A 23,556-nucleotide genomic window follows, 5' to 3' on the forward strand; every position below is an offset into this window, starting at 1 on the left:
GGCATTGCGGTGTAGAGCCACGGCCGCCGCGGCGGGCACCGTGGAATCACACACCGACGTGATCACCACGCAAAGACGGAAAGGCGGCGCGATGAACGCATCGAAGCACCGACCCGAGGAATTCGACATCGTCATCATCGGTGCCGGCATCTCCGGCATCGGCGCCGCGCGGTACTTCGCCGAGGCGTTTCCCGGCAAACGCGTCGTCGTGTTCGAAGGGCGCGACAACATCGGCGGCACCTGGGACCTTTTCAAGTACCCCGGCATCCGATCCGATTCCGACCTGCACACCTTCGGCTACGAGTTCAAGCCCTGGAGGGACCGCGCCGCCATCGCGGAAGCCCCCAAGATCCTGAACTACCTGCGCGAGACGATCGATGAGAACGATCTGGGCGGTCTCATCCGCCTCGGGCACAGCGTGCGGCGCGCGGAATGGTCGAGCGCCGACGCGCGCTGGACGATCGACGTGCACACCGCCGACGGCGACAAGCGTGTCACCGCCAACTGGATCTTCGCAGGCACCGGGTACTACCGCTACGACGAGGGCTACACCCCGCATTTCGAGGGCCGCGAGGACTTCGCCGGCGACATCATTCACCCGCAGCACTGGCCCGAGGGCTACGACTACGCGGACAAGAAGGTCGTCGTGATCGGAAGCGGCGCGACCGCCGTGACGCTGATCCCGTCTCTGCTGACCGGCGAGGGCGCCGCCGCCCACGTGACCATGCTCCAGCGCACCCCCACGTACGTGATGCCCTGGCCGAAGGTCGATTCCCTCGCGCTCCTGCTCACCCGGCTCTTCGGCGAACGCCGCGGTTACGCGATGACCCGGTTCAACAACATCTGGATCGATCGGGGCGTGGTCAAGTCGCTCCGCACGTTCCCACGCCTGGGCCGCGCACTCATCCGGCGCATCAACAAGAAGTCGCTGCCCAAGGGCTACGACGTGGACACCCACTTCAACCCGCCCTACGACCCGTGGGACCAGCGCCTGTGTCTTTCCCCCGACGGCGACTTCTTCGCCGTACTGCGCGACGGCAGCGCCTCGATCGTCACCGACCGGATCACGCGTTTCACCGAGTCGGGGATCCGGCTCGAGTCGGGCGAGCACCTCGAAGCCGACGTGATCGTCACCGCGACCGGCCTCAACGTGCGCCTGCTCGGCGGCATCGACCTGGTGGTCGACGGTGCGCCGGTGAACCTCGCCGACTGCGTCGTCTACCGCGGCACCCTGCTCTCGGGGGTTCCCAACCTCGCCATCGCCATCGGCTACACGACCTCGTCGTGGACGCTGAAGATCGGCATCTTGTGCCGCTACTTCTGCAAGCTGGTCGGACACATGGACGCCTTCGGCTACGACAGCGTCGTCGTCGAGGCCGATCCCGCCATGGAGACGCGGCCGGTCATGGACCTCAGCGCGGGTTACGCGCAACGGGCCCGCGAGACCACCCCGAAGCAGGGCACGGGCACGTGGCAGATGTCGATGTCGTACCCGCAGGACGCCAAGCTGCTGCGCGGCCCCCTGCTGGACGACGCGCTCAAGTTCGGCTCCACCACTGACGAAAGTGCACCCTCGACAGCACGGGAGGCCATGCGTGCCTGACGACACCGAGGACCGCTTCTGCACCCTTCCGGGGGGCACGCGTGTCTGCTACCGAATCGACGGAGAGTCCGGTGCCCCGCCGATCCTGCTCATCGCCGGCCTCGCGGAGGACTTGACGACGTGGTCCGAGCGGTTCGTCTCCGCCCTCGCCGCGACCGGCCTCCAGGTGATCCGGATGGACAACCGGGACTGCGGCCGCTCCACCTACGCGACCACTCCACCACCGAGCACGCTCCGGCAACTGCTCGCCCGGCCCCGTCGGGACGCGTACACGCTGGCCGACATGGCGGCCGATGCCGCGCAGCTGATCGAGTACCTCGGTCTGGGGCCGGTGCACCTCGTCGGGCGCTCGTTGGGCGGGATGATCGCGCAGACCGTCGCGGCGCGGTACCCCGAACTCACCACGTCGCTCACCTCTTTGTACTCCACCACGGGCAATCCGAAGGTCGGGCAGCCGGCCGCGTCGACCATGGCGCTGCTCGCCGCCCCGCCGCCGCGGAACCGGGTGCAGGCCGTGCGTGCGCACCTTCGCATGACGGCGCATCTCGCGGGCACCGGGTTCCCGATCGACGAGGTCGAAGAAGCGGGCCACGCCGTTCAGACGTGGAGCCGCACGGCCGGCGACGGTGCGGCGGGGACCGCGCGCCAGGTCCAGGCGATCCATGCCTCGGGCGATCGGACGGCGGAGATCGCCCGCATCACGGCTCCCACCCTGGTGATCAACGGCGATCGCGACCTCATCGTCGCGCCGTCCGGGGGCGACGCCACCGCGGCCGCGATCCCGGATGCGCGGCACGTGGTGATTCCCGGGATGGGGCACCACCTGCCCGACGCGCTCGCGCTCCTCGTCACCGACCACGTCGTCGGACACCTCGAAAGGGCATCAGCATGACCGAGACACGCACCACGGACGTCGTCGTCATCGGTGCCGGGGTCTCCGGGTTGACCGCGGCGCGGCGGCTGGCGCAGGCCGGCCGGTCGGTCGTGGTGATCGAGGCCGGTGACCGGGTCGGCGGCCGCACGATGAACCTCGACGTCGCCGACGGCGTGATCACCGAAGGCGGTGGACAGTGGGTCGGACCAGGCCAGGACCGGGTCCTCTCGCTCCTGGACGAGCTGGGGCTGGAAACCTTCAAGACCCACGTCGCCGGCAAGTCGATCTACCGCCGGCGTGGCCGCTCGAAGCGGTACGACGGCCTCGTCCCGCCGCTGAGCCCGCTCGCGCTCGCCGACTTCGCCCAGTTGCAGCTGCGGCTGGAGCGGATGGCGAGGACCGTGCCGCTCGACGCCCCGTGGACCGCGCGCCGCGCCCGCTCCTGGGACGCCAGGACCTTCGGGCACTGGCTCGAGGCGAACGCGACGACCGCGGAGGCCAGGGAGATGTTCACGGTCGGCTTCTCGGTGACCAACGCCGAGGACCCGCACTCCACGTCGCTGCTGGTGCAGCTCGCGCGGATCCGGGGCTCCGGCGGAATCGAACACGCCCTCAACATCACCGGTGGGGCGCAGGAGTCACGGGTGGTCGGCGGCACGGTCCGGATCGCGGAGCGTCTGGCCGAGGATCTGGGGGACGCCGTGGTGCTCGACTCGCCCGTCGTCGAGATCGCGCAGGACGCCGACGGAGTCTCGGTCCGGTCGGCGCGGGTCGACGTCCGCGCGGACCGGGTGATCGTCGCGATGTCGCCGGCGGATGCCGCCGGGATCCGCGTCACGCCCGGCCTGCCCACCCGCCGCGTGATGCTGCAGCGTCGCTGGAGCAGCGGCGCGGAGAGCAAGCTCTTCGCCGTCTACGACCGCCCGTTCTGGCGGGACCAGGGCCTGAGCGGCCAGGCGGTCACGGACCTGCCAGTGGCCCGGTACGTCGTCGACAACTCCCCGCCGGACGGCAGCGTCGGGATCCTGCTGACCTTCCTCGGCACTGCCGGGGCCGGGTACGGCCAGCACTGGACCGACGCGGTCCTCGACGACCCCGCGGTGCGACGCTCTGCCTTCCTCGCCGACCTGGCTGTGCTGTTCGGGCCGCAAGCGGCCCATCCGACCGCGTACCTCGAGAAGGACTGGACGCACGAGCCGTGGATCAACGGCTGCGTCGGCTCCCGCGCCCCGGGCACGCTGACCCAGTACACGGATGCGGATCGCCGGCCGGTCGGTCGGATCCACTGGGCCGGCACAGAGACCGCGACGGTCAACCAGGGCTATTTCGACGGCGCGGTCCGCGCCGCCGAGCGCGCCGTCCAGGAGGTGCTGGACTTCGATCCCGTCAGGGTTTCCAGCCGACCCGCTGCGTAGGCATGAAGCGGGCCGCGCGGACGCCCACCTGGATATCTCACCGCCGTCGCGATGCGCGCCCCCCGGCAACGCCTATGCGGGCACATCCGTGGGAGATCGACGCGCCGTCGCCTGCAGGCCGGTACCACTCGCTCACGCCCGAGCACGGCGAGAAGAGCGCGGGATCTCGTCGTCGAAAGCTGCCGCGTTGGAGACGCCTACACGAAGAGCCCCACCGAATGGAGGAGTTGTGATGAGTCAGCAGCGCGAAGAGCGGGCGCAAGAGCTCACCACCGGCCTGGACCGGACACTGGGCGTCCCGCAGATCGTCTTCATGGTCGTGGCGATGGCCGCGCCGCTGACGGTGTTCGCCGGACTCATCCCGTTGATGCTCGGTTCGGGGAACGGCATCGGAACGCCGGTCGACTTCGCGATCGTCGGAGTCGTGCTCGTACTGTTCACGATCGGGTACTCGGCGATGACCCCGGAGGTACGTAACGCGGGGGCCTTCTACTCCTATGTCCAACGCGGCCTCGGCACCGGCACCGGGCTGGGCGCCGCCATGCTCGCCCTGGTCACGTACACCCTCCTCATCGTCGCCGTCTCGGCGTACCTCGGGGCCGCCGCGCGCAGTGTGATCGAGACCTTCTTCGGCGTCTCGGTGCCGTGGTGGTGCCTCGCGGGCGCCGGCCTCGCGGCCATCGCTTACCTGGGATACCGCAACGTCGAGGTCAGCGCGCGAGTACTCGGCGCGCTGCTCATCGCGGAGGTCGGGATCGTCGCCCTCGTCGACCTCGCCATCGTGCTGCGCGGCGGCGACCACGGTCTCTCCGCGGCCCCGCTGACCTGGGACGCGTTCACCAGCGGCGCCACCGGCACCGGGATCATGTTCGCCGTCTTCGGGTTCGTCGGCTTCGAGGCCACCGCCGTGTTCCGGGCCGAGGCCGAGGACCCCGACCGGACCATCCCGAGGGCCACCTACGTCGCGGTCGTCCTGATCGCCGTGATCTACGCCCTCTCGTCCTGGGCCATGATCAACGGCCTCGGCATCGCGCGTGCCGCCGATCTCGCGGCGCGCGACCCCGAAGGACTCGCACCCGGGCTCGCCACCCGCTATCTGTCTCAAGCCGCCCACGACGTCATGCAGGTTCTCCTCGTCACCAGCTTCTTCGCCTGCGTGCTCACCGCGCACAACGTGGTGGCCCGCTACCTCTTCGCCCTCGGCCGCCAGGGCGCGCTCCCGGTCTCGCTCGGTTCCGTGCACCCCGCGCACCGGTCGCCGCACGTGGCCTCGCTGCTGACCTCCGGACTGATCGGCCCCCTGCTCGCGGCCACGGCGATCGCCGGCCTCGATCCGGTCGTCGAGGTCTACGCCTGGTTCGGCGGTGCCGGGACCCTCGGGCTCATTGTGCTGCTCGCTCTGACCTCCGCGGCGGTCGTCGTGCACTTCCGCAGGGTCCGCACGGCGACCGCATGGACGGGCACCGTCGCCCCCGCCCTGGCGCTCGGCGCGCTCGGATCGATCCTCGTGCTCGTCATCGGCAACTTCGAGCTCCTGATCGGGTCGAGCACCGGAGCGAACGTCTTCCTCGCGGTCATCATCGCGGCGTTCGTCGGCGGCCTCGTGTGGGCGGCGCTGCTGTACCGGCGCCGACCGGACATCTACGCCGCCCTGGAATGACCGCCGCCCCCACGGTCCCACAGCACCATATACACCATCGAAAGGTACGAGAGTGACGGAAACCCCTACGGTCCCGAGGAGTCTCGTGGCTCAGCGTGCGCCGGTCCGGATAGAGATCGACGACGATGCCACGCCCGTCGTCCGGCTGCTCGGCCGGACCCTGTGCGACGCGGTCCGGACCGGTCACGCCCCCGAGGTACTCGGCCGAGGCACAGGGACGGTCGCCGTCCGCTCGCACAACACCCCGCAGGCCGCCACCGTCACGCTGCACGGCGGCGCCGTCACCGTGACCGGCGGCGTCTTCGCGCCGGCCGACGCCACGCTGGTCGTCGACCTCGAATCCCGTTTCGCGTCCACGCAGGACCCGGACGGTGACGCGGAACTGGCCGGCGGGATGCTCCGCGCCCTACGGCCCCCGTTGCCTCCGTGGCGCGAGGCCGCCGAGCACTTCTGGGACGTGACCCGCGGCATCCGCGGCATCCCCGACGTCCTCGTCGCGGTGGCGAGCGAACCGGAGGGCCCCCAGGAGGCCAGATTCGGTGCGGGCCCCAGCACGTACCGCATGGTCGGCACGCCCGAGGCGCTGGCAGGCGTGTTCACCGGCGCCGACTACCTGCTCACCTCCCTGGAGTCCGGCCTGCGGGTCCAGGGGACGCTCTCGCAGTTGTCGGTCATGACGGCTGCCTCGTGGAAGGTTCGATTCGATGTCTGAACTCACCCGGTCGGCATCCACCAGGTCCGCTCGGACAGCACCCACGAGGGCCATCCGCTTGGAGGCCACCGGCCACGACGGGAGCTTCCTGGGAAAGACCATCACGCCGGCGAAGTTCGCGTCCGGCAAGGAGTCGGGCTTCGCCTTCGCCGACATCCTGTTCGCGATCGACCTGGGTAACGCGTTCGTGTACGGCGACGCGTTCCCGGACTGGCGCGGCAACCTCTACGACATCTCGATGATCCCCGACATGGCCACGCTGGTGCAGTGGAAGCCCGGCCTCGAAGCCGTCATCGGTGACTACTGGCTACGGGACGGGCGGCCGGTGCCGATCTGTCCGCGGAACATGGTGCGCAGGCTGGTCGAGCGCCTCCAGGCCCTCGGCTACACCGCCAAGGTCGCGGTGGAGATCGAAACGACGCTGTTCGCGGAGTCCGTCCAGGAGGCGCGGGCCCGTGGGTACCGCGATCTCACCCCGCTCGGCGGAGACACCGGCGCCACATACCACCTGGCGAGGTCGAAGGACTGGGTCGACTACATGGACGCGGTCACCGACCGGCTCGACGAGCTCGGCATCACCTGGGAGGCGTGGACCGACGAGGCCGCCCCCGGCCAGACCGAGTTGAACCTCGCGCCCAGTGATCCGGTGTCGCTCGGGGACTCCTGGGTGCGCACCAAGCAGGTGATGCGCGAAGTCGCGTTCGAGCAGGGCCGGTCGGTGACCTTCATGGTCAAGCCGACCGCCGGATTCGGGCAGGGCGCGCACATCAACCTCTCGCTGCACCGGGACGGCGAGAACCAGTTCTTCGCACCCGAAGGACCGTCCGAGGTGATGCTGCGGGCCGTCGGTGGGCTGATGGCCACGATGGCGGGAAACACCCTGCTGGCGCTGCCGCAGATCACCTCGTACCGGCGCCTGGTCGACATCAGCGGCCCACCGACCACCATCAGCTGGGGCGTCAACAACAAGACCGCGGCGGTGCGGGCCATCGTCGGACACCCCACGTACTCGCGGCTCGAGTACCGGCTGCCCGGCTCGGACGTCAACCCGTACTACGCGCTGGCCGGCGTGCTGGCCGGGGTCGTGGCCGGCATCGAACGGCGGATGCATGCACCGCCACAGGTCGACGACATGGCGTGGAGCCTGCCGGACGACAGCGGGGTCGAGCGGATCCCGGACACGATCACGAAGGCCATCGCCGCGCTGGAAGGCGACGAGATCCTTCGCGAGTACCTGGGCGAGGAGTTCGTCGACTTCTGGGTGGCGTCGCGCCGGTGGGAATGGATGGAGTTCCACACCAAGGGTGGTGACCCGTACGCCGAGCTCTCCGCGTGGGAGACCCGTCGCTACTTCGAGTTCCCGTGAGCGGCAAGCCACTGGTCGGTATCACCGGCCGCCGGTTCCAGCTGAGCCTGATCGCCGGAACGGACGACCGCTACGCCACGGCGTGCGTGGACTCGTTCATGTCCGCCTTCGCGACGCGGGTGGCGCAGGCCGGCGGGGTGCCCGTGCTCCTGCCCTACGACGCCGATCCGCTGGACGTCTGCGCGTGGGTGTCCGGGGTGGTGATCACCGGCGGGCAGGACGTGCACCCGGCCCGGTGGGGCGGCGACACCTCCGTGGTCCGCGATGTCGACCCTCGGCTCGATCCCCATGCGCACGATCCGGAACGCGACGAATACGAGTTCACCCTGACCCGCGCCGCCATCGACCGCGGCATCCCCGTGCTGGGGGTGTGCCGCGGGATGCAGCTGCTCAACGTGGCGCTGGGCGGAACGCTCGTCGCGGACCTGCCGCCCGGCCCCGTGCCGCACTTGTCGCCGCTGGCCGCGCCCACCGACGGTGACGCCGAGCACCTCGTGACCTTCGAGCCCGGCTCGACGGCCGCGCGGCTCTTCGGCGACAGCGCCGTCACCAACTCGTGGCACCACCAGGCCGTCGACCGGTGCGGCGCGGGGCTCGTCGTCACGGGCCGCACGCGCGACGGGGTTGCGGAGGCCGTGGAGGCGCCCGGCGCGCCGATCCTCGGGGTGCAGTGGCACCCCGAGTGGATGGAACGGGACGACCCGGCCATGGCCTGGATCGTCGACGAATCGAGACAACGACAGGAGGCCGGAGCATGCCGGCTGACCCGATAACCGTGACCACGCCCAGGGACGGAACACCGGGGCGTCCCGCCGTCGCCCTCGACCTGATGGGGGAGACGCCCCAGGTACGTACCGTCACCGGCCTGCTGGCGGATGGCGCCGCCCGCACTCCCGGCGCCGAGCTGCTGCGGTTCGGCGACGCCTCGTGGACCTACGAGCAGGCCGACGCATCGTCGTCGCGGCTGGCACACCGCCTCATCGAGGCCGACGGCGTGGCGCCGGGCGACCGCGTCGCGATCATGCTGCCGAACGTCCCGCAGTGGCCGCTCACCTGGTTCGCGGTGCTCAAGGCCGGCGCCGTCGCCGTGCCCGTCAACTCGGCATACCGAGCGGCCGACCTGGCGTTCGTGCTGCGCGACTCCGGCGCGAAAGTGATCGTCACCGACACCGAGCACCTCTCGCTGGTGCGCGAGGTGGCATCCGGCGACGACGCCCTCGCGGGCCTCCGCATCGTCGACGGCGCCGACATCCCCCTCACGGGTGTCCCGGCCACCGCCCCGGATGTCCCGATCACCCCGGACACGCTGGCCAACCTTCAGTACACCTCGGGCACCACCGGATTCCCGAAGGCGTGCATGCTGACCCACGACTACTGGACCCGCATCGCTCGGGACTGCGCCGCGGCCGCCGGCCTCGGCGGCGACGACGTGCTGCTCACGGCGCAGCCCTTCTCGTACATGGACCCGCAGTGGAACACGGTCCTCGCCCTGACCGCCGGCGCCCCGCTGGTGGTGCTCCCGCGGTTCTCCGCGTCGGGGTTCATGGCCGACGTACGGCGCCACCGCGTGACCTTCTGCTACGTCCTCGGAGCGATGCCCACCCTGCTGTTCAAGCAGCCGCCCACCGCCGACGACCGGGACAACCACCTGCGCGCGGTGTTCTGCTCCGCGATCCCCGCGGCGCTGCACGCCCAGCTGGAGGACCGCTGGGGCGCACCGTGGCGAGAGCTGTACGGCATGACCGAGAGCGGGATCGACCTGATCAGCCCACTCGCCGATCCCGCGGTCGTCGGGAGCGGCGGCATCGGGCGGCCCGTGCCCACCAAGCGCGTCAGGATCGTGGACGCCGACGGCGCCGAGGTCCCCGTCGGCACACCCGGCGAACTGACCGTGTCCGGAGCGCCGATGATGCTCGGCTACTGGAACCGTCCCGAGGAGACCGCGCGGGCGCTGCGAGACGGATGGCTGCACACCGGTGATCTCGCGGTCGCCGACGACCGGGGCGAGATCCGCCTGGTGGGCCGCATCAAGGACATGGTGCGGCGCGGCGGCGAGAACGTCGCCAGCGCCGAGGTGGAGGCAGCGCTCGAAACCGACGACCGCGTCGTCGCGGCCGCGGTCGTCCCCGAGCCCGACGAGGTGCTCGGGGAGGAGCTCAAGGCCTTCGTCCAGCTCGCGGCGGGCGGCACCGGCGACCGGGCGACGGCCGAGGCCATCATCGCCCGGGTCGCGGAGCGGCTCGCGCGGTTCAAAGTGCCGCGCTACGTCGAATTCGTCGCGGACTTCCCCCGGACCCCGTCGGAGCGTGTGTCGAAGCCCGCGCTCAGGGCCCGGGCGGCCGAGGCCCCCGGCACCACCTTCGACCTGCGCGACCGGACCTCATCGGCCTCCGCGGCGTCGTCGGACGCGGCCCTGTCGGACACGGCGGTTGAACACGTGCTCGTCGACGTGATCCGCGAGGTCGCCGTGATCACCCTGCGGCGCCCGTCGAAGCTCAACGCGCTCACCGTCGGAATGCGCCTGCGCCTCGCCGCGCTCATCCGCGAACACGGCACCGGTGAGCGGGCCCGGGGAATCGTGATCACGGGAACGGGCCGCGCGTTCAGCGCGGGCGAGGACCTCAGCGCTCCGCCGACCACGTTCGCCGAGATGCGCGAGACCTTCGAGACCTTCCACGACGTCACCCGGGCGGTGATCGAGACCCGGGTCCCCGTGGTCGCGGCGATCAACGGGATCGCGGTGGGGGGCGCCTCGGAGATCACGCTGTGCTGCGACGCGCGGCTCGGCACGCCGCAGACCACGTTCTTCCAGCCGGAGAACGCCCGCGGCCTCACGATCTCCAACGCGTCCAGCGTGCTCCTCACCCGCATCGTCAGCAATCACGCGATGCGGATCGTCCTGGGCTCGGAGCGCATCGGCGCCGAGGAAGCACTGCGGATCGGTCTCATCGATCAGATCGTCGAACAGGACGACCTGCTGGACCGCGCGATCGACCTCGTCCACGCCTGGACACCGGAGGGCGGCAACAACACCGCCCTGCACCTCGCGCTGCTGCGTCCCTCGTCCGAAGAGATCGAACGCGCCTTCGTGCTGGAGGACGCCGCGGCCGACGCGTCGTGGAACAGCGGCGCGCTGACCGCGGGCATCGCGGGCTTCTGGAACGCGAAGAAGCCCGCCACCACGACCGGAGAGAACGAATGATCACCACCCGCGCGGCCGTGCTCACGAAGGTGGGCGAACCCCTGCACCTGACCGACATCCACGTCGACGAGCCCGAGCCGCACGAGGTGCGGATCGCCGTCACGCACGTCGGGCTCTGCCACAGCGACCTGCACTACGTCACCGGCACCGTCTCCACCGACCTGCCGGTGGTGGTCGGTCACGAGGTGGCCGGCGTCGTCGAATCCGTCGGCTCGGCCGTCACGGACCTGTGCCCCGGCGACCACGTCACCGGCGCGCTCACCCCGTCGTGCGGCCAGTGCGCGAACTGCAACGCGGCCCGTTCGACACAGTGCCGGCGGCTCGACGAGATCCGGCGCCGCCCGCGGCCCGCGTACACCCTGCCCGACGGGACAGCGGTCGCCCGGCTCGGCGACCTGGGCGCGTTCTCCGAGCACATGCTGCTGCGCGCGAACGCCGCCGTGAAGCTGCCCGACGGCGTGTCCACCCGGGTCGGCTGCCTGCTGTCGTGCTGCGTCGTCACCGGTGTCGGCGCCGTGTTCCGCGGGGCGCGGGTACGGCCCGGCTCCACCGTGGCCGTGATCGGCTGCGGAGGCGTCGGCTCGGCCATCATCCAGGGCGCGCGGCTCGCGGGCGCGTCCGCGATCGTCGCGATCGACGTCGACGAGCAGCGGCTGCGAGCCGCCCGCGGCTACGGCGCGACCCACACCCTGAACGGCGGCGTCGACGACGTGGCCGCTGCGGTGCGCGCCCTGCTGGGCGACGGCGTCGACTACTCCTTCGAGGCCGTCGGGTCCGCCCGCACCGCGGCAACCGCCCTCGACGTGGTGCGCCCCACCGGCACGGCCTGCCTCGTCGGCATCGCTCCCGAAGGCACCGAGCTGACCCTGCCCGCGTCCGACTTCTTCTTCGGCGAGAAGCGCCTGATCGGCTCGTACATGGGGTCGGGGCAGGCGAGGGAGGACATCGCCCAGTTCGCCCGGCTGTACCAGCAGGGCCGGCTGCTGCTCGACGAGATGGTCAGCGAGGTCATCGACTTCGACCGGATCAACGAGGGCTTCGAGGCGATGAAGTCCGGCGAGGTGACCCGCATCGTCGTCGCCATGCCGATCCGTTCCGGCAACCCCGCCGCGGAGGAGACCCGATGAAGACCACGACACCAACAACGTCTCTCGCGCAGCCGGTGAGCTACATCGCCGGTGAGTGGGTGCGATGCCGAGAGCTCGACGCGTGGAACGTCGACCCGAACACGGGGGAGCCGGTCCACCGCACGGTGACCACATCGCCCACCGACCTGGAGCGAGCGCTGCAGCACGCGCAGCGCGCCTACGATGCGCTGGACTGGGCCGGTGACGACTTCCGGCTCATGCGGGCCGAGGCGCTCGAACGGGCCGCGGCGAACGTCGAGGAGCGGCTCGAGGAAATCGCCCGCACCGACGCGATCACGAGCGGCACGGCGATCACCGCCACCCGCAAGCTCGCCGCGTTCCTCCCGGCCCGGATCCGGGCGGCCGCCGACGAGGCCCGTGGGATCCCCCGCGTCACCGCGCTCGCCGCCGGCGGGCGCGACGTCCGGCTGCACCGGGTGCCCTGGGGGCCCGCCGCGATCCTCACGCCGTGGAACGGCCCCAGCTTCATCCCGGCGGCGAAGGTCGCCAGCGCGGTGGCTTCGGGCTGCCCGGTGCTGCTCAAGCCGTCCGAGCACGCCCCCGCCAGCGCGCAGGTGATCGTCGAGTGCTTCGTCGACGCCGGCCTGCCCGAGGGCGCGCTGCAGCTCGTCCACGGCACGGGCGACATCGGCGCCGCACTCACGGGCGACCGCCGGGTGAAGGTGGTGTCCTTCACCGGCGGCCCGGGCGCCGGGCGGGTCATCGCCCGCGCCGCCGCCGAGGACTTCAAGGTCCTCCAGCTCGAACTCGGTGGCAACAACCCCGTGCTTGTGCTCGACGACGCCGACCTCGACGTGACCGCCGACGGCATCCTGACCGGCATGACGAACCTGAACGGCCAGTGGTGCGAGGGGCCGGGCAAAGTCCTGGCACCGCACCGGCTGGTGCAGCCCCTGCGGGAGGCCCTCGCGGAGCGCATCGCGCGGCTGCGGATCGGGCACTCGCTCGACGAGGAGTCCGACATCGGACCCATCGCCAACGAACCGCACCACCGGAACCTGCTCCAGCGCATCGAGGGCCTGCGCGCGCTCGGTGCCGAGATCGACCAGCCCGGGAAGCTGCCCGGCCTGGCGGGCTTCTTCCTGTCTCCCACGCTCGCCACCGGGTCCGACCCGGAACGTACGACCGCCGAGCTGTTCGGGCCCGTCGTCTCCTTGCACGGCGTCGACTCGGACGAGGACGCGCTGCGCGCCGCCAACGCGCACCCGTCGGGCCTGGACGCCTACGTGTTCGGCACCGACACCGACCGCGCGATCGCGATCGGTGCCCGGATCGTGTCCGGCGAGGTGCGGGTCAACGGCGCCAAGCTCGCCGATCTCGGCGACGACTCCGCCCAGAGTTTCTGGGGCCCGTCCGGCATCGGCGGCCACGGGCCCGCGGAGTCGGTGCGGGTGTTCTGCGGAGACCGGGTCGTCGGGGTCGATTCGCCGGATCTGCCCTTGTGACCGGCCCGGAAGGAGACCGAGCCCCTCACGAGCGCCGCCGGACGTGAGGGGTTCAGTGCCGCAACTCCACGAGCATGAGCGCTGCGACCACGCTCGCGGCGTTGTCGGCAAGCGGCACCGGCAGCAGCTGGTCGGCGCGGGCCAGCCGTCGCTCGATGGTGTTGCGGTGCGTGAACATCCGCTCCGCGGCGGCTGAACCGTTGAACCGCTCTCGGACATAGGTCAGCACGGTCTGCCGCAGCACCGGGTCGGCAGTCGCGAGGTCGCCCAGCGTATCGGTCACGAACTGATCGGCCTGCGCCATGTCGGCCGTGAGCACCGACACCAGCGCGACGTCCTCGTACCGGACGACCTGGCGTGCCGAGCCCATGCGCGCCAGGAGTCGTTGCGCGGCGGAGGCGTCCAGGTGACTCCGGCGGAAACCGTCGACATCCCGCCCGCAACGTCCGAACGCGACGTGGGTTCCCGGGTGGCCGGCCAGGGCGGCCACCGCCGTCTCGGCCGGCGGGACCGTGTCCGCCGGAACCCACACCCACAGCGCGGTCGTGCTCGCGTTCAGGGTGAGCCGGCACGAGGCTCCACACATCCTCATCACCGCCTCGGCGGCCGCGTCGAGACCCGCGGCCTCGTCGACGGAGTCGCTCCAGATGATCGCGGCGAGGTGACTGCCCGCCAGCGCGTACCCGAGCCGCGATTCGGCCAGCGCCCGGCCGATCGGCGCACCTTCGAGCAAGAGTTGGACGGTGGCGTGCCGCTCGGCGCTGGCGCCCCGCGCGAGGTCCGCACGCTCCTTTTCGGTGTACTCGTCGAGCGCCGCGATCGAGTCGTCGACGAAGGTCGCCATCGACCGCTCGGACACCTTCATCACGTCACGGAGCTCGTCGACGACGGTGGTCGCGGCGAAACAGGCGTCGACCCACAGCTCCCACGCCCCGTGCTGGGCGCCCCGCCACGAACCGAGGTCGTGCGTGTCCAGGCCGCGTCGCACCAGGTCGCGAGCGAACTGCAGAACCTCGGGGTCGACACACGGCCCGACCCGCATACCGGGGTCCTGCAGGGTGGCCGACAGCCAATGCCTGAAATATGCCTTACCCATGTGACGGTCGGCCGCCGCGAACTGCGGGTCGTCCAACAGGGCGCGGTACTCGGCCTCCCGGTGGGCGGCGGCCACGACCCCGTCGACCGCCACGCTCGTCGAAGCCAGGAGGGATTCGGCGACGTCCCGCATCAGTTCGGCAGTACGTCGGCTCGGCCGCGGCCATCCGGAATCCACCCTCGCAATATAGCGCCGGACGATACCGGCAGGGTCGTCCTCGGCGAGGGCTCGACCCGATGTTACCGAGCTGTGTCGGGCCCGCTGGGCGGAGCGCGTACGGGTCCGGGGCGTCCTCCGGTGGCAAGCCTGGATCGGCACGCGCCCAGCCGGTCTCCTTGGCCGGGATCGAGGGATGACCGCACCCCGTCACGCGCAGGCCGGACGCCTGCGGCCTCCCCGGGCGCCGATGCTGACCTTTTGCTGACCCATGCCTGAGGTAAGGGGGGTTGACCTGCGGTGATGCGATGCCCGCTCGGGTTGTGGTGGAACTTCGTGGGCCGCACGGACGAGGAGATCCGCCAGGCACGGGAGGACTGGATGACCTCCGACCGCTTCGGCGAGGTCAAGGGCTACGACGGCGCCCGCCTGGACGCCCCCGAGGTCCCGCCGACGCAGAAGGCCCGGGGGCGCGTGCGCTGACCTGGGGTTTTCTCCTCGCGGCCGATGTCCGCAGCAGGCTCGCTCGGCCGTGCCTCCGACTTTCGGCGTGCTACCGGGAGGGATGGTTTCGCACCTTCTCTCGGTGGCACAGCCAGCGCGGCGCGCTTCAGCGGGAGACGACTTCGGTGAGTCGGTCGGCCGCGTCGACGGCGGCCTGTGCGAGCTGCGCGCCGGGGTGCCGGGTGAGGCGTTGGATCGGGCCGGTGACCGTGACGGCGGCGACGACCCGGTCGGACGGGTCGCGAACGGGCGCCGAAACGGAGGCTGTGCCGGGTTCGCCCTCGCCGATCGACTGGGCCCAGCCTCGGCGCCGCACGCCGCTGAGGGTGGCGGCTGTGAAGCGAGCGCCCTGCAGGCCCTGGTGGAAGCGTTCGGGTTCCTCCCAGGCGAGAAGGATCTGGGCGGCGGAGCCGGCCTTCATGGAGAGTGCGGATCCGACCGGCACGATGTCGCGCAGGCCGGTGGTCCGCTCGGCCGTGGCGATGCAGAGGCGCATCTCCCCGTGGCGGCGGTAGAGCTGGGTGGTTTCGCCAGTGGTGTCCCGCAGGGAGTTGAGGACCGGGCCGGCTGCGGCCAGCAGGTGGTCCTCGCCTGCGGCGGCCGAGAGTTCGGCGAGTCGAGGGCCGAGAACGAAGCGGCCCCGTGCGTCCCTGGCGACAAGGCGATGGTGTTCGAGTGCGATGGTGAGCCGGTAGGCCGTGGCCCGTGGAAATCCGGTGATGGCGGCCAGTTCTGCCAGAGCGAACGGGCCCGAGGTCAGCGTGCCTAGAATCGTCGCGGCCTTGTCGAGGACGCCGACCCTGCTCGAGACGTCCGGTACATCCATGATGGGGTGTGCTCCAGTCTCGGTTCGCGAGCGATGACTAGCGGCGACCTTGCCCAGGGGGAGGGGCGGTCAGCGGGGAAGGGCTAAGGTCGTCGGCCTTTGTGCCGTGGCGATCACGAGACGGATCCGCGGAAAGCCTGAGGCGGGCAGGTCTTGGGTGTAAGGCGGCGCAGTGAGCGCTGTGTCCCCTCGCCTTCCCGCGCCGCGTCGGCGTGGCCGGTGCTTTCATCGGCGCAGCGTGCCGAATCAGGAACCCGGCGAGGCGGCAGCCGGCCAAGGTGGGGAGTCCCCGGCCTTCAGGCCGGGGGAGGTGGAAGTCACCATGCGGTGCGGATGGCACCGCTGCGGGGCCATCCGTGCATGTCCCTCCAGAGGGCTGCGGTTGCGGCGCGCCAGTCGAGTTGCCAGCCGGGCCGGTAGCCGCGGGCTGCCCAGCCGTCGGGGCGTTTGCCGGGGATGGCGCGGCCGGCGTGCTGCGCTTCCTGCGCGGCACGGTACGTCTGCTGTGCGATCCGCAGGGCGGCGCCGGCGTCGGCGGCCGTGCCGGTGAAGACGTGTATTCCGCTGTCCCCGACAACACTTCGCATGGGGACGTTGACCTCGTAGTAGGCCATGGCTCCGCCTCCTTTCAGGCGCTGGAGGTCCGCGCGGGGAGACAGGAGGGGAAGGCTGGTGCCGTGCTTCACGACGCGGGGATCCAGCCTTCACGAAGACCACCAGAGAGAACCGATGTGAGCATTGCAAACATTAGAGGAGGGAGGTGTGCGGTGTCAACATTGGCGGTCCGGAAAGTGTCCAGCAGCCATGCGGTCACCCCGGCGTCGTTCCCCGGCCGGTTTGTCGAGCAATGCTCAAAAAGCTAGTCTCCGCAGACATGACCACCAAGTCCGCGCCCACCCGTGCACGGCTGAAGCCGGAGGAGCGAAGGGCGCAGCTGATCGACATCGGCCTGCGACTGCTCACCACTCGGCCCATCCATGAGATGTCCATCGACGAGGTGGCTGCCGAAGCGGAAATCTCCCGAGGGCTGCTTTTCCACTACTTCCCCACCAAGCGGGACTACTACGTCGCCGTCGTCCAGGCGGGCGGACGCCGGCTGCTTCTTCACGCAACAGCCCCCGAAGAAGGCACCCCCACAGACCGGGTACGCGGCATCGTCGACGGCTTTGTGTCGTTCGTGCAGCGCCGAAAGGACAACTACGTAGCCGTGGTGCGCGCGGCGGCCGGCGGGGACGAAAAGGTGCTGGAAGTCTTCGAGGACAATCGCCGCACCCTGACCGACCGAGTGCTGCAGGCCGCGGAAATCCATGCCCCCACCCCGCTCCACCGCCTGGCCGCGCGTGGCTGGCTGGCCATGATGGAGGAGATGGCCATCAGTTCGACCGCCGATGTCATCGACAAGGACGGTCTGGTCGACCTCCTCGTGAGCAGTCTGGAACAGGCCATGGAAAAGTTTGCCGAAGGCCGTCACTGACACCGGCTGACGTCGGCTGGGCGCGTGTCCTCGTCCGCCCTCGGGGGAGTGGAACTCTGGGCGCGGCCGCGTCGGTCGTGGCGAGCCCGCGAATGGCATATGTCGGCGGACCCGCCGCTGCTCGGTATGGCTTTGTCCACGAGAACGGGCGCTCTGGCTCACCTTCTGCCGCATCGACTCGCGCGGCCGGCCTCCGAAGGGCGCTGGCCAGAGGCTTCGGTGCCCGCCGGCAATCGGGCACCCCGCAGCTGCGCCGAATCGCGCACGCTGAGACAGGCCCGCTCTCGTGGGCGAAGCGCTGCAGGACGGCCGCGTGCACGGCCTTGGGCTGATGGGGGCGTAGGACGGCAAGTGGCGGGGGGTGCGGAAGGCGCGGGCTCGGATGTCGATCTCTGGCCGCCATCGCGAGATTGAGGTGCCGCCGGGGAAGCTGGCTCGACGGTCTGCCTGCCGCTCCTGACGGATCAGGGCGGGTCAGATCCGTACGGCGATGCCCGCGTGCGGCCGCTTGCCCCGCCGGGCGACGGTCGCGGGCCAGTCGGCCAGCCACCACTGCCAGGTGTACTTGCGGGCCAGTCGCCTCCGTACGGCCTTGAGCCCGTCGGCGTCGAGCAGCCGGCCGGTGCCCTCCAAGCGTGTCGCGCCGTCCTCGATCCGGCCGCGCATGCCGCACGCGGCGACGACGACATGAGGGTCGCGGCGGAGCCGCTTCACTTTCCAGGAGTTGATCCGGGTCCACACGTACAGCTCGTCGCCCTCGGTGGCGAACCACACCGGTGTGGCGACCGGCGTCCCGTCTTTGCGGTGCGTGGTCAGGCTGAGGTACCGGGCCTGCCTCAGTTCGGCGGGAATCATGTGGGGCGCTCCTCAGTCCTGTCGGCCACCCAGGCAGGGGCATGCATGCGCGCCGATGCCGTCGTCTTTCGCATCGCGACGGCGGCCCCGTGGTGGTGCGGGAGCATGACCGCTGTCCCCTTACCGCTGTAGCCCACAGCCTCGGCGTCTCTGACCAGCATGGGTAGAGGCGCGGTGGTCGAGCGCATCAGTGGTCGGCCTCCCGGCAGGGCTGGGGCAAGCCTGGCGGGAGGCCGGCCACCGATGCGCTCGATGTGTGCGCCGTGTACATTAACCACGGGAGTGAGCGGTGTCAACATTGGTCGACTCGCCTGGCTCCACCGCGCATGGACGGCGGGCCCGGAGCTCGCCGAGCGTCGGGCGACAGCTTGTCGAGCATCGCTCAACAAGCTAGGGTCGGCGGCCATGACTTCAAAGTCCGTACCGGTCGGTATGTGGCTGGGGTGGTAGAACGCCCCAGCGATATCCGGCTGGGCCGGCCTACGCCTGCTCACCGCTCGGCCCATCTACGAGATGTCATGAACTGGTGCTGGAGGCCCCCGGTAGGGCCGCTGTCGTTCCCCTGAGCGGCGGGGTCCGGACGCGGGCCGGGTGCGTACGTCCGGTCTGCATGCCGGGTCGATTACTGAGCAATGCTCGACAGGATGGGAAGTACATGGACTTCGGACACTCGCCCAAGACGCGCCAGTACGTCGATCGCGTCAGCGGATTCATGACGTCGCACGTCCTGCCGCGTGAACGCGGGTACATCACCGCACTACGGGACCAGCAGGACCGCTGGGCCTCCATCCCGTCGGTGATCGACGAACTCAAGGCCAAGGCGAGGACGGCCGGGCTGTGGAACCTCTTCCTCCCCGACCCCGTCTACGGCGCCGGGCTCACCAACACCGAGTACGCGCCCCTGGCCGAACTCATGGGCCGCTCACTCATCGCACCCGAGATCTTCAACTGCAACGCACCCGACACCGGCAACGCCGAAGTCCTGCTCCACTACGGCAGCGACGAACAGCGCAAGCGCTGGATGGAACCGCTGCTGCGCGGCGAGATCCGCTCCGCCTTCTGCATGACCGAGCCGGACGTGGCCTCTTCCGACGCTGCCAACATGGCCGCCACCGCCGTCGTGGACGGCGACAGCATCGTCCTGAACGGCCACAAGTGGTGGAGTACGGGGATCGGACACCCGGACTGTCGGTTCGTCATCTTCATGGGACTGACCGACCCCGACGCCCCGCGCCACGCCCGGCACTCCATGGTGCTCGTCCCCCTGGACACCCCGGGCGTCCGCATTGAGCGCATGCTGCCGGTGTACGGCTACCTCGACGAGCCCTACGGCCACGGCGAAGTGTCCTTCAGCGACGTCCGGCTCCCGCTCGACGCCGTGATCGCCGGGCCCGGCCGGGGCTTCGAGATCGCCCAGGGCAGGCTGGGTCCCGGCCGCATCCACCACTGCATGCGGCTGATCGGACTGGCCGAGAACGCCCTCGAACTGGCCTGCCGTCGGGCCGCGTCCCGCACCGCCTTCGGTAAGCCCCTCGCCAACCTGGGCGGCAACCGCGAACGCATCGCGAAGGCCAGGATCGCCATCGACCAGGCCAGGCTCCACGTCCTGCACGCCGCCTGGCTGCTCGACACCGTGGGCGCCGCCGGTGCCATCGGCGAGCTGTCCCAGGTCAAGGCGGCCGTCCCGACGATGGCCTGCGAAGTGATCGACATGGCCATCCAGCTCCACGGAGGCGCAGGCCTCTCCGACGACTTCCCGCTCGCCTCCGCCATGGCCGCCGCCCGCGCCCTGCGCCTGGCCGACGGCCCCGACGAGGTCCACCTCGGCGTCGTTGCCCGCACCGAACTGGGCCGGTACCGCACCCGGGAGACGGCATGAGCCGGCGCGTCCTGATCACCGGGGGAGCTTCCGGCCTCGGCCGCGCCCTCGCCGAACGCCACGCCGCCGCCGGAGACCGCGTCCTGATCGCGGACCGCGAGGAGCCGGCCGTACTGCCGCCCGGAGCGGTCTCATTTCTCCGCCTCGACGTCCGCGTCCATGACGACTGGCTGCGCGCCCTGGGCTGGTGCCTGGATCATTGGGACGGTCTGGACGTTCTGGTCAACAACGCCGGAGTGATGGCGGCCGGCCGCATCGAACGCCTCCAGAGCGACGACTGGGACTGGATCATCGACATCAACCTCAAGGGCGTCGCCCAGGGCTGCCACACCTTTGTACCCCTGTTCAAGCAGCAGGGCAGCGGGCACATCGTCAACATCGCCTCACCGGCGGGACTGCTGAACACACCCGGCATGGCCTCGTACAACGCCTCGAAGGCCGCGGTCATCTCCCTGTCCGAGACGCTCCGTCAGGAACTGGAGCCGTTCGGCATCCGCACCACAGTGGTCTGCCCGGGCCATGTCCGCACCGGCCTGAGAGCCGATCTGCACAGCCCCGACCCGGTACTGGCGGAGTTCGCCGACCGGAGGATCCAGAGCGGCGGGCGTACGGCGGAACAGGTCGCCGAGCAGATCGTCGACGCGGTCTCCCGAGGACGGTTCCTCGTCTTCACCCACTTCGAGGACCGGCGTGCCCTGTGCCTCAAGCGCCTCCTTCCGCGCGTGGCCGACGCACAGGCCGCGAGGAGATGGCGGCGTACGGCCAGGAAGCTCGAAGCGCACGACCGACTGGATCAGGTGAGGGCGGCATGACGAGGAGAAACAAGATCCTCATCACCGGGGCGAGTTCAGGACTCGGCGAGCAGATGGCCCGCACCTTCGCCGCCCGCGGCCGTGACCTCGCGCTCTGCGCACGCCGCACCGACCGTCTCGAGACGCTGCGTGAAGAGATTCTCGCCGCGCACCCAGGCGTCACCGTCGCCGTGCGCAGCCTGGACGTCAACGACCACGCGCAGGTCTTCGACGTCTTCCACGCCCTGCGTGACGATCTCGGCGGCCTGGACCGGGTCATCGTCAACGCGGGCCTGGGCAAGGGGAGACCGATCGGCACCGGCGGGTTCGCCGCCAATCTGCAGACCGCGCAGACCAACTTCACCGCCGCGCTCGCCCAGTGCGAGGCGGCCATGGAGATCTTCCGTTCACAGCGCTCCGGGCACCTCGTGGTCATCTCGTCGATGAGCGCGATGCGTGGACTGCCCCGCCACCTCACCACGTACGCGGCCACCAAGGCGGGCGTCTCGGCGCTCGCCGAAGGAATCCGGGCCGAGATGACCGCCTCCGGCACACCGATCGCGGTCACCACTCTCCACCCTGGCTACATCGCCACCGACCTGAGCGCCGGCGCAGCGAAGACACCGCTGCTGACCTCCGCCGAGAAGGGAGTACGAACCATGGTGCAGGCCATCGAACGCGAGCGCCCCGAAGCGAAGGTCCCCGCCTGGCCCTGGGTGCCGGTCGGCTTCCTCATGCGGCACCTGCCCCTGCGACTCGTGGCCAAGGTGAGCTGATGAACGACACCCACCAGAGCCCGGTCCGCACCGAGGACGCCTTCGACGTCGAGCGGGTGCACGACTGGCTGACACAGCACGTGGACGGACTCGAAGGCCCTTCCCCCGACGTCGTCCAGTTCACGGGCGGAGCGTCCAACCTCACCTACCTGCTGCGATACCCGCACCTCGGCACGGAACTGATCCTGCGCCGCCCGCCGGCCGGGAAGAAGGCCGGCTCCGCGCACGACATGGCTCGCGAGTACCACGTCCAGGAAGCACTCAACCCCGTCTTTCCGCTTGTCCCCACGGTCCGGGCACTGTGCCAGGACCCGGACGTCATCGGCGCCGACTTCTACGTCATGGACAAGGTGCCCGGACTCATTCTCCGCGGCAGGCTCCCGCGTGGCATGCACCTGGCACCCGACGGAGCCAGGGTCCTCTCGGAAGCCTTCGTCGACACCCTCACCGACCTGCATCAGGTCGACCCCGTTGCCGCGGGGCTGACCGACCTCGGCAAGGGTGACGGCTACGTCCGCCGCCAGGTCGAGGGTTGGACCCGCCGCTACGCCCAGGCCCGCACTTGGAACACACCCAGCTTCCGCCGCGTGACGGCCTGGCTTGCCGACCACCAGCCCGACGACATCGCCACCTGCGTCATCCACAACGACTGGCGCCTGGACAACCTTGTCCTCGACGACACGGACCTGCACGTCACCGGCGTCCTGGACTGGGAGATGGCCACCCTCGGCGATCCGCTGATGGACCTCGGCAGCGCCCTCGCCTACTGGGTGCAGGCCGACGACGACCGCATCGCCCAGGCCATCCGCCGCCAGCCCAGCTACCTGCCCGGCATGCTCACCCGCGCCGAGATCGTCGAGCGGTACTGCGACCGGATGGGCGTGCCCGCCGACAACTGGCCTTTCTACGAGGCCTTCGGACTGTTCCGGCTCGCCGTGATCGCCCAGCAGATCTACTACCGCTACCACCACAAGCAGACCCGCAACCCGGCCTTCCGCCACCTCTGGCTCGCCGTGAACTACCTCGACCACCGCTGCCGCTCGGTCATCCGCCGCAGCACCGGAAACTGACAGGACGGACACCACCACGCCATGCCGCTCATCTGTCTCGTCCGTCACGGCCAGGGCTCCTTCGACACGGAGGACTACGACGTCCTGTCCGGACTCGGCCGCACCCAGGCCGCCGCCGTCGGCGAGGAACTCGCCCGCCGAGGCCTGCGAGACCCGCACCTCGTGTCGGGCACCCTGAGCCGCCAGCGCGACACGGCCCGCCTCATCGCGGACACCGCCGGATTCAAGCGCCCGCTCCACCAGGACCCGCGCTGGAACGAGTACGACCACCTCGCCCTGGTCGCCCGTTATGCCCCCTCGTCACAGACCGCGTCCGTGCAGGACCTGCTCGATCACGCCTTGATGGCCTGGATGCGGGACCCCGGTGCGCCCGGGGGAGAAACCTGGACCACCTTCGCCGAAGGTGCCGCCGCCGCACTGGCCGAGCTGGCCGCCGCCCTCGGCCGAGGCAGTGACGCCGTCGTCGTCACCTCGGGCGGAATCCTCGCCGCCCTGTGCGGCGCACTGCTCTCTCTGCCGCCCGAGGGCGTCGTCGCCCTCAACCGGGTGGCCGTCAACGCCTCCGTCACCACCCTCGCGGTGGGGACGTCCGGGACCACCCTCCTGACCTTCAATGAGCACGCCCATTTCGCGGGCGATCAACGCCACCTGCTCACCTACCGCTGACGGCGTCCGGCGGACATGGCCGGGGCTTCGCGTGCCTG

General features: G+C 70.5%; 20 protein-coding genes and 1 pseudogene. 17 read left to right on the top strand and 4 right to left on the bottom strand.

What is annotated here, in order from left to right:
• The first annotated feature begins 91 nt into the window (after nucleotides 1-91).
• The 10 genes from ACFV2S_RS06325 (at nucleotide 92) to ACFV2S_RS06370 (ending at nucleotide 13,425) form a co-directional block, all read left to right on the top strand.
• Nucleotides 92-1,603 (top strand): flavin-containing monooxygenase, encoded by a 1,512-nt coding sequence (locus ACFV2S_RS06325; protein WP_385554868.1) that lies wholly within the window; start codon nucleotides 92-94, stop codon nucleotides 1,601-1,603.
• On the top strand, nucleotides 1,596-2,495 hold the full coding sequence (locus ACFV2S_RS06330; protein WP_369148122.1) for an alpha/beta fold hydrolase: 900 nt from the start codon (nucleotides 1,596-1,598) through the stop codon (nucleotides 2,493-2,495). The genes ACFV2S_RS06325 and ACFV2S_RS06330 overlap by 8 nt, the downstream gene beginning before the upstream one ends.
• Nucleotides 2,492-3,892: a flavin monoamine oxidase family protein gene (locus ACFV2S_RS06335; protein ID WP_385554738.1), complete on the top strand. Its 1,401-nt coding sequence runs from the start codon at nucleotides 2,492-2,494 to the stop codon at nucleotides 3,890-3,892. Before ACFV2S_RS06330 ends, ACFV2S_RS06335 begins: the two co-directional genes overlap by 4 nt.
• Nucleotides 3,893-4,124: 232 nt before the next feature.
• Entirely contained in the window at nucleotides 4,125-5,552 is a 1,428-nt protein-coding gene (locus ACFV2S_RS06340) for an APC family permease (RefSeq protein ID WP_385554740.1), read from the top strand.
• A gap of 85 nt (nucleotides 5,553-5,637) precedes the next feature.
• A complete protein-coding gene (locus tag ACFV2S_RS06345) occupies nucleotides 5,638-6,264 on the top strand; it encodes a hypothetical protein (protein ID WP_376383234.1) in 627 nt (208 codons plus the stop codon).
• Entirely contained in the window at nucleotides 6,257-7,630 is a 1,374-nt protein-coding gene (locus ACFV2S_RS06350; protein ID WP_385554742.1) for a glutamine synthetase family protein, read from the top strand. The genes ACFV2S_RS06345 and ACFV2S_RS06350 overlap by 8 nt, the downstream gene beginning before the upstream one ends.
• Nucleotides 7,627-8,403: a gamma-glutamyl-gamma-aminobutyrate hydrolase family protein gene (locus tag ACFV2S_RS06355; RefSeq protein WP_385554744.1), complete on the top strand. Its 777-nt coding sequence runs from the start codon at nucleotides 7,627-7,629 to the stop codon at nucleotides 8,401-8,403. Before ACFV2S_RS06350 ends, ACFV2S_RS06355 begins: the two co-directional genes overlap by 4 nt.
• Nucleotides 8,404-8,405: 2 nt before the next feature.
• Nucleotides 8,406-10,832 carry an AMP-binding protein gene (locus ACFV2S_RS06360; protein ID WP_385554746.1) on the top strand — a complete coding sequence of 809 codons (2,427 nt, stop codon included), beginning with the start codon at nucleotides 8,406-8,408 and terminating at the stop codon, nucleotides 10,830-10,832.
• A complete protein-coding gene (locus ACFV2S_RS06365) occupies nucleotides 10,829-11,959 on the top strand; it encodes a Zn-dependent alcohol dehydrogenase (protein WP_017240623.1) in 1,131 nt (376 codons plus the stop codon). The genes ACFV2S_RS06360 and ACFV2S_RS06365 overlap by 4 nt, the downstream gene beginning before the upstream one ends.
• A complete protein-coding gene (locus ACFV2S_RS06370; protein ID WP_385554748.1) occupies nucleotides 11,956-13,425 on the top strand; it encodes an aldehyde dehydrogenase family protein in 1,470 nt (489 codons plus the stop codon). The genes ACFV2S_RS06365 and ACFV2S_RS06370 overlap by 4 nt, the downstream gene beginning before the upstream one ends.
• Nucleotides 13,426-13,477: 52 nt before the next feature.
• Here the strand turns inward: ACFV2S_RS06370 and ACFV2S_RS06375 are convergent, their stop codons facing one another.
• A complete protein-coding gene (locus ACFV2S_RS06375; protein ID WP_385554750.1) occupies nucleotides 13,478-14,653 on the bottom strand; it encodes a helix-turn-helix domain-containing protein in 1,176 nt (391 codons plus the stop codon).
• 345 nt (nucleotides 14,654-14,998) lie between these two features.
• Here ACFV2S_RS06375 and ACFV2S_RS06380 point away from each other — a divergent pair.
• Nucleotides 14,999-15,160 (top strand): annotated as a pseudogene (locus tag ACFV2S_RS06380) (pirin); the annotation flags it as partial.
• A 127-nt stretch (nucleotides 15,161-15,287) separates the two neighbouring features.
• Here ACFV2S_RS06380 and ACFV2S_RS06385 read toward each other — a convergent pair.
• Together ACFV2S_RS06385 and ACFV2S_RS06390 are read right to left on the bottom strand one after the other, a co-directional pair.
• Nucleotides 15,288-16,007 carry an IclR family transcriptional regulator gene (locus ACFV2S_RS06385; RefSeq protein WP_385554752.1) on the bottom strand — a complete coding sequence of 240 codons (720 nt, stop codon included), beginning with the start codon at nucleotides 16,005-16,007 and terminating at the stop codon, nucleotides 15,288-15,290.
• Between the two features lie 317 nt (nucleotides 16,008-16,324).
• Complete coding sequence (locus ACFV2S_RS06390) at nucleotides 16,325-16,621, bottom strand: hypothetical protein (protein WP_385554754.1); 297 nt, start codon at nucleotides 16,619-16,621, stop codon at nucleotides 16,325-16,327.
• Between the two features lie 260 nt (nucleotides 16,622-16,881).
• Between ACFV2S_RS06390 and ACFV2S_RS06395 the strand changes: the two genes are divergently transcribed.
• Nucleotides 16,882-17,481 carry a TetR/AcrR family transcriptional regulator gene (locus ACFV2S_RS06395; RefSeq protein WP_384885570.1) on the top strand — a complete coding sequence of 200 codons (600 nt, stop codon included), beginning with the start codon at nucleotides 16,882-16,884 and terminating at the stop codon, nucleotides 17,479-17,481.
• Between the two features lie 474 nt (nucleotides 17,482-17,955).
• Here ACFV2S_RS06395 and ACFV2S_RS06400 read toward each other — a convergent pair whose 3' ends face one another.
• The gene (locus ACFV2S_RS06400; protein WP_385554756.1) at nucleotides 17,956-18,336 is read right to left on the bottom strand and encodes a PPOX class F420-dependent oxidoreductase; all 381 of its coding nucleotides are present in this window, start codon (nucleotides 18,334-18,336) and stop codon (nucleotides 17,956-17,958) included.
• Between the two features lie 655 nt (nucleotides 18,337-18,991).
• Here ACFV2S_RS06400 and ACFV2S_RS06405 point away from each other — a divergent pair.
• From ACFV2S_RS06405 to ACFV2S_RS06425, 5 genes are read left to right on the top strand one after another with little or no spacing between them, the layout of a single operon-like run.
• Nucleotides 18,992-20,215: an acyl-CoA dehydrogenase family protein gene (locus tag ACFV2S_RS06405; RefSeq protein WP_385554758.1), complete on the top strand. Its 1,224-nt coding sequence runs from the start codon at nucleotides 18,992-18,994 to the stop codon at nucleotides 20,213-20,215.
• Nucleotides 20,212-21,027: an SDR family NAD(P)-dependent oxidoreductase gene (locus tag ACFV2S_RS06410; RefSeq protein WP_376489288.1), complete on the top strand. Its 816-nt coding sequence runs from the start codon at nucleotides 20,212-20,214 to the stop codon at nucleotides 21,025-21,027. The genes ACFV2S_RS06405 and ACFV2S_RS06410 overlap by 4 nt, the downstream gene beginning before the upstream one ends.
• On the top strand, nucleotides 21,024-21,782 hold the full coding sequence (locus tag ACFV2S_RS06415) for an SDR family oxidoreductase (protein WP_384885564.1): 759 nt from the start codon (nucleotides 21,024-21,026) through the stop codon (nucleotides 21,780-21,782). Before ACFV2S_RS06410 ends, ACFV2S_RS06415 begins: the two co-directional genes overlap by 4 nt.
• Nucleotides 21,782-22,852 (top strand): phosphotransferase family protein, encoded by a 1,071-nt coding sequence (locus tag ACFV2S_RS06420; RefSeq protein ID WP_385554761.1) that lies wholly within the window; start codon nucleotides 21,782-21,784, stop codon nucleotides 22,850-22,852. The genes ACFV2S_RS06415 and ACFV2S_RS06420 overlap by 1 nt, the downstream gene beginning before the upstream one ends.
• A gap of 21 nt (nucleotides 22,853-22,873) precedes the next feature.
• Nucleotides 22,874-23,518, top strand: a complete 645-nt coding sequence (locus ACFV2S_RS06425) for a histidine phosphatase family protein (protein WP_385554763.1) — start codon at nucleotides 22,874-22,876, stop codon at nucleotides 23,516-23,518.
• Nucleotides 23,519-23,556 lie beyond the last annotated feature (38 nt).

Source organism: Streptomyces sp. NPDC059695 (assembly GCF_042733785.1).
Taxonomy (GTDB): Bacteria; Actinomycetota; Actinomycetes; order Streptomycetales; family Streptomycetaceae; genus Streptomyces.

What these genes read in the sequence shown, in the direction of transcription:
- ACFV2S_RS06325 (WP_385554868.1), top strand. Translation starts at nt 92, where the DNA reads ATGAACGCATCGAAGCACCGACCCGAGGAATTCGACATCGTCATCATC.
- ACFV2S_RS06335 (WP_385554738.1), top strand. Translation starts at nt 2,492, where the DNA reads ATGACCGAGACACGCACCACGGACGTCGTCGTCATCGGTGCCGGGGTC.
- ACFV2S_RS06340 (WP_385554740.1), top strand. Translation starts at nt 4,125, where the DNA reads ATGAGTCAGCAGCGCGAAGAGCGGGCGCAAGAGCTCACCACCGGCCTG.
- ACFV2S_RS06350 (WP_385554742.1), top strand. Translation starts at nt 6,257, where the DNA reads ATGTCTGAACTCACCCGGTCGGCATCCACCAGGTCCGCTCGGACAGCA.
- ACFV2S_RS06365 (WP_017240623.1), top strand. Translation starts at nt 10,829, where the DNA reads ATGATCACCACCCGCGCGGCCGTGCTCACGAAGGTGGGCGAACCCCTG.
- ACFV2S_RS06370 (WP_385554748.1), top strand. Translation starts at nt 11,956, where the DNA reads ATGAAGACCACGACACCAACAACGTCTCTCGCGCAGCCGGTGAGCTAC.
- ACFV2S_RS06375 (WP_385554750.1), bottom strand. Translation starts at nt 14,653, where the DNA reads ATGCGGGACGTCGCCGAATCCCTCCTGGCTTCGACGAGCGTGGCGGTC.
- ACFV2S_RS06385 (WP_385554752.1), bottom strand. Translation starts at nt 16,007, where the DNA reads ATGGATGTACCGGACGTCTCGAGCAGGGTCGGCGTCCTCGACAAGGCC.
- ACFV2S_RS06390 (WP_385554754.1), bottom strand. Translation starts at nt 16,621, where the DNA reads ATGGCCTACTACGAGGTCAACGTCCCCATGCGAAGTGTTGTCGGGGAC.
- ACFV2S_RS06395 (WP_384885570.1), top strand. Translation starts at nt 16,882, where the DNA reads ATGACCACCAAGTCCGCGCCCACCCGTGCACGGCTGAAGCCGGAGGAG.
- ACFV2S_RS06400 (WP_385554756.1), bottom strand. Translation starts at nt 18,336, where the DNA reads ATGATTCCCGCCGAACTGAGGCAGGCCCGGTACCTCAGCCTGACCACG.
- ACFV2S_RS06405 (WP_385554758.1), top strand. Translation starts at nt 18,992, where the DNA reads ATGGACTTCGGACACTCGCCCAAGACGCGCCAGTACGTCGATCGCGTC.
- ACFV2S_RS06410 (WP_376489288.1), top strand. Translation starts at nt 20,212, where the DNA reads ATGAGCCGGCGCGTCCTGATCACCGGGGGAGCTTCCGGCCTCGGCCGC.
- ACFV2S_RS06415 (WP_384885564.1), top strand. Translation starts at nt 21,024, where the DNA reads ATGACGAGGAGAAACAAGATCCTCATCACCGGGGCGAGTTCAGGACTC.
- ACFV2S_RS06420 (WP_385554761.1), top strand. Translation starts at nt 21,782, where the DNA reads ATGAACGACACCCACCAGAGCCCGGTCCGCACCGAGGACGCCTTCGAC.
- ACFV2S_RS06425 (WP_385554763.1), top strand. Translation starts at nt 22,874, where the DNA reads ATGCCGCTCATCTGTCTCGTCCGTCACGGCCAGGGCTCCTTCGACACG.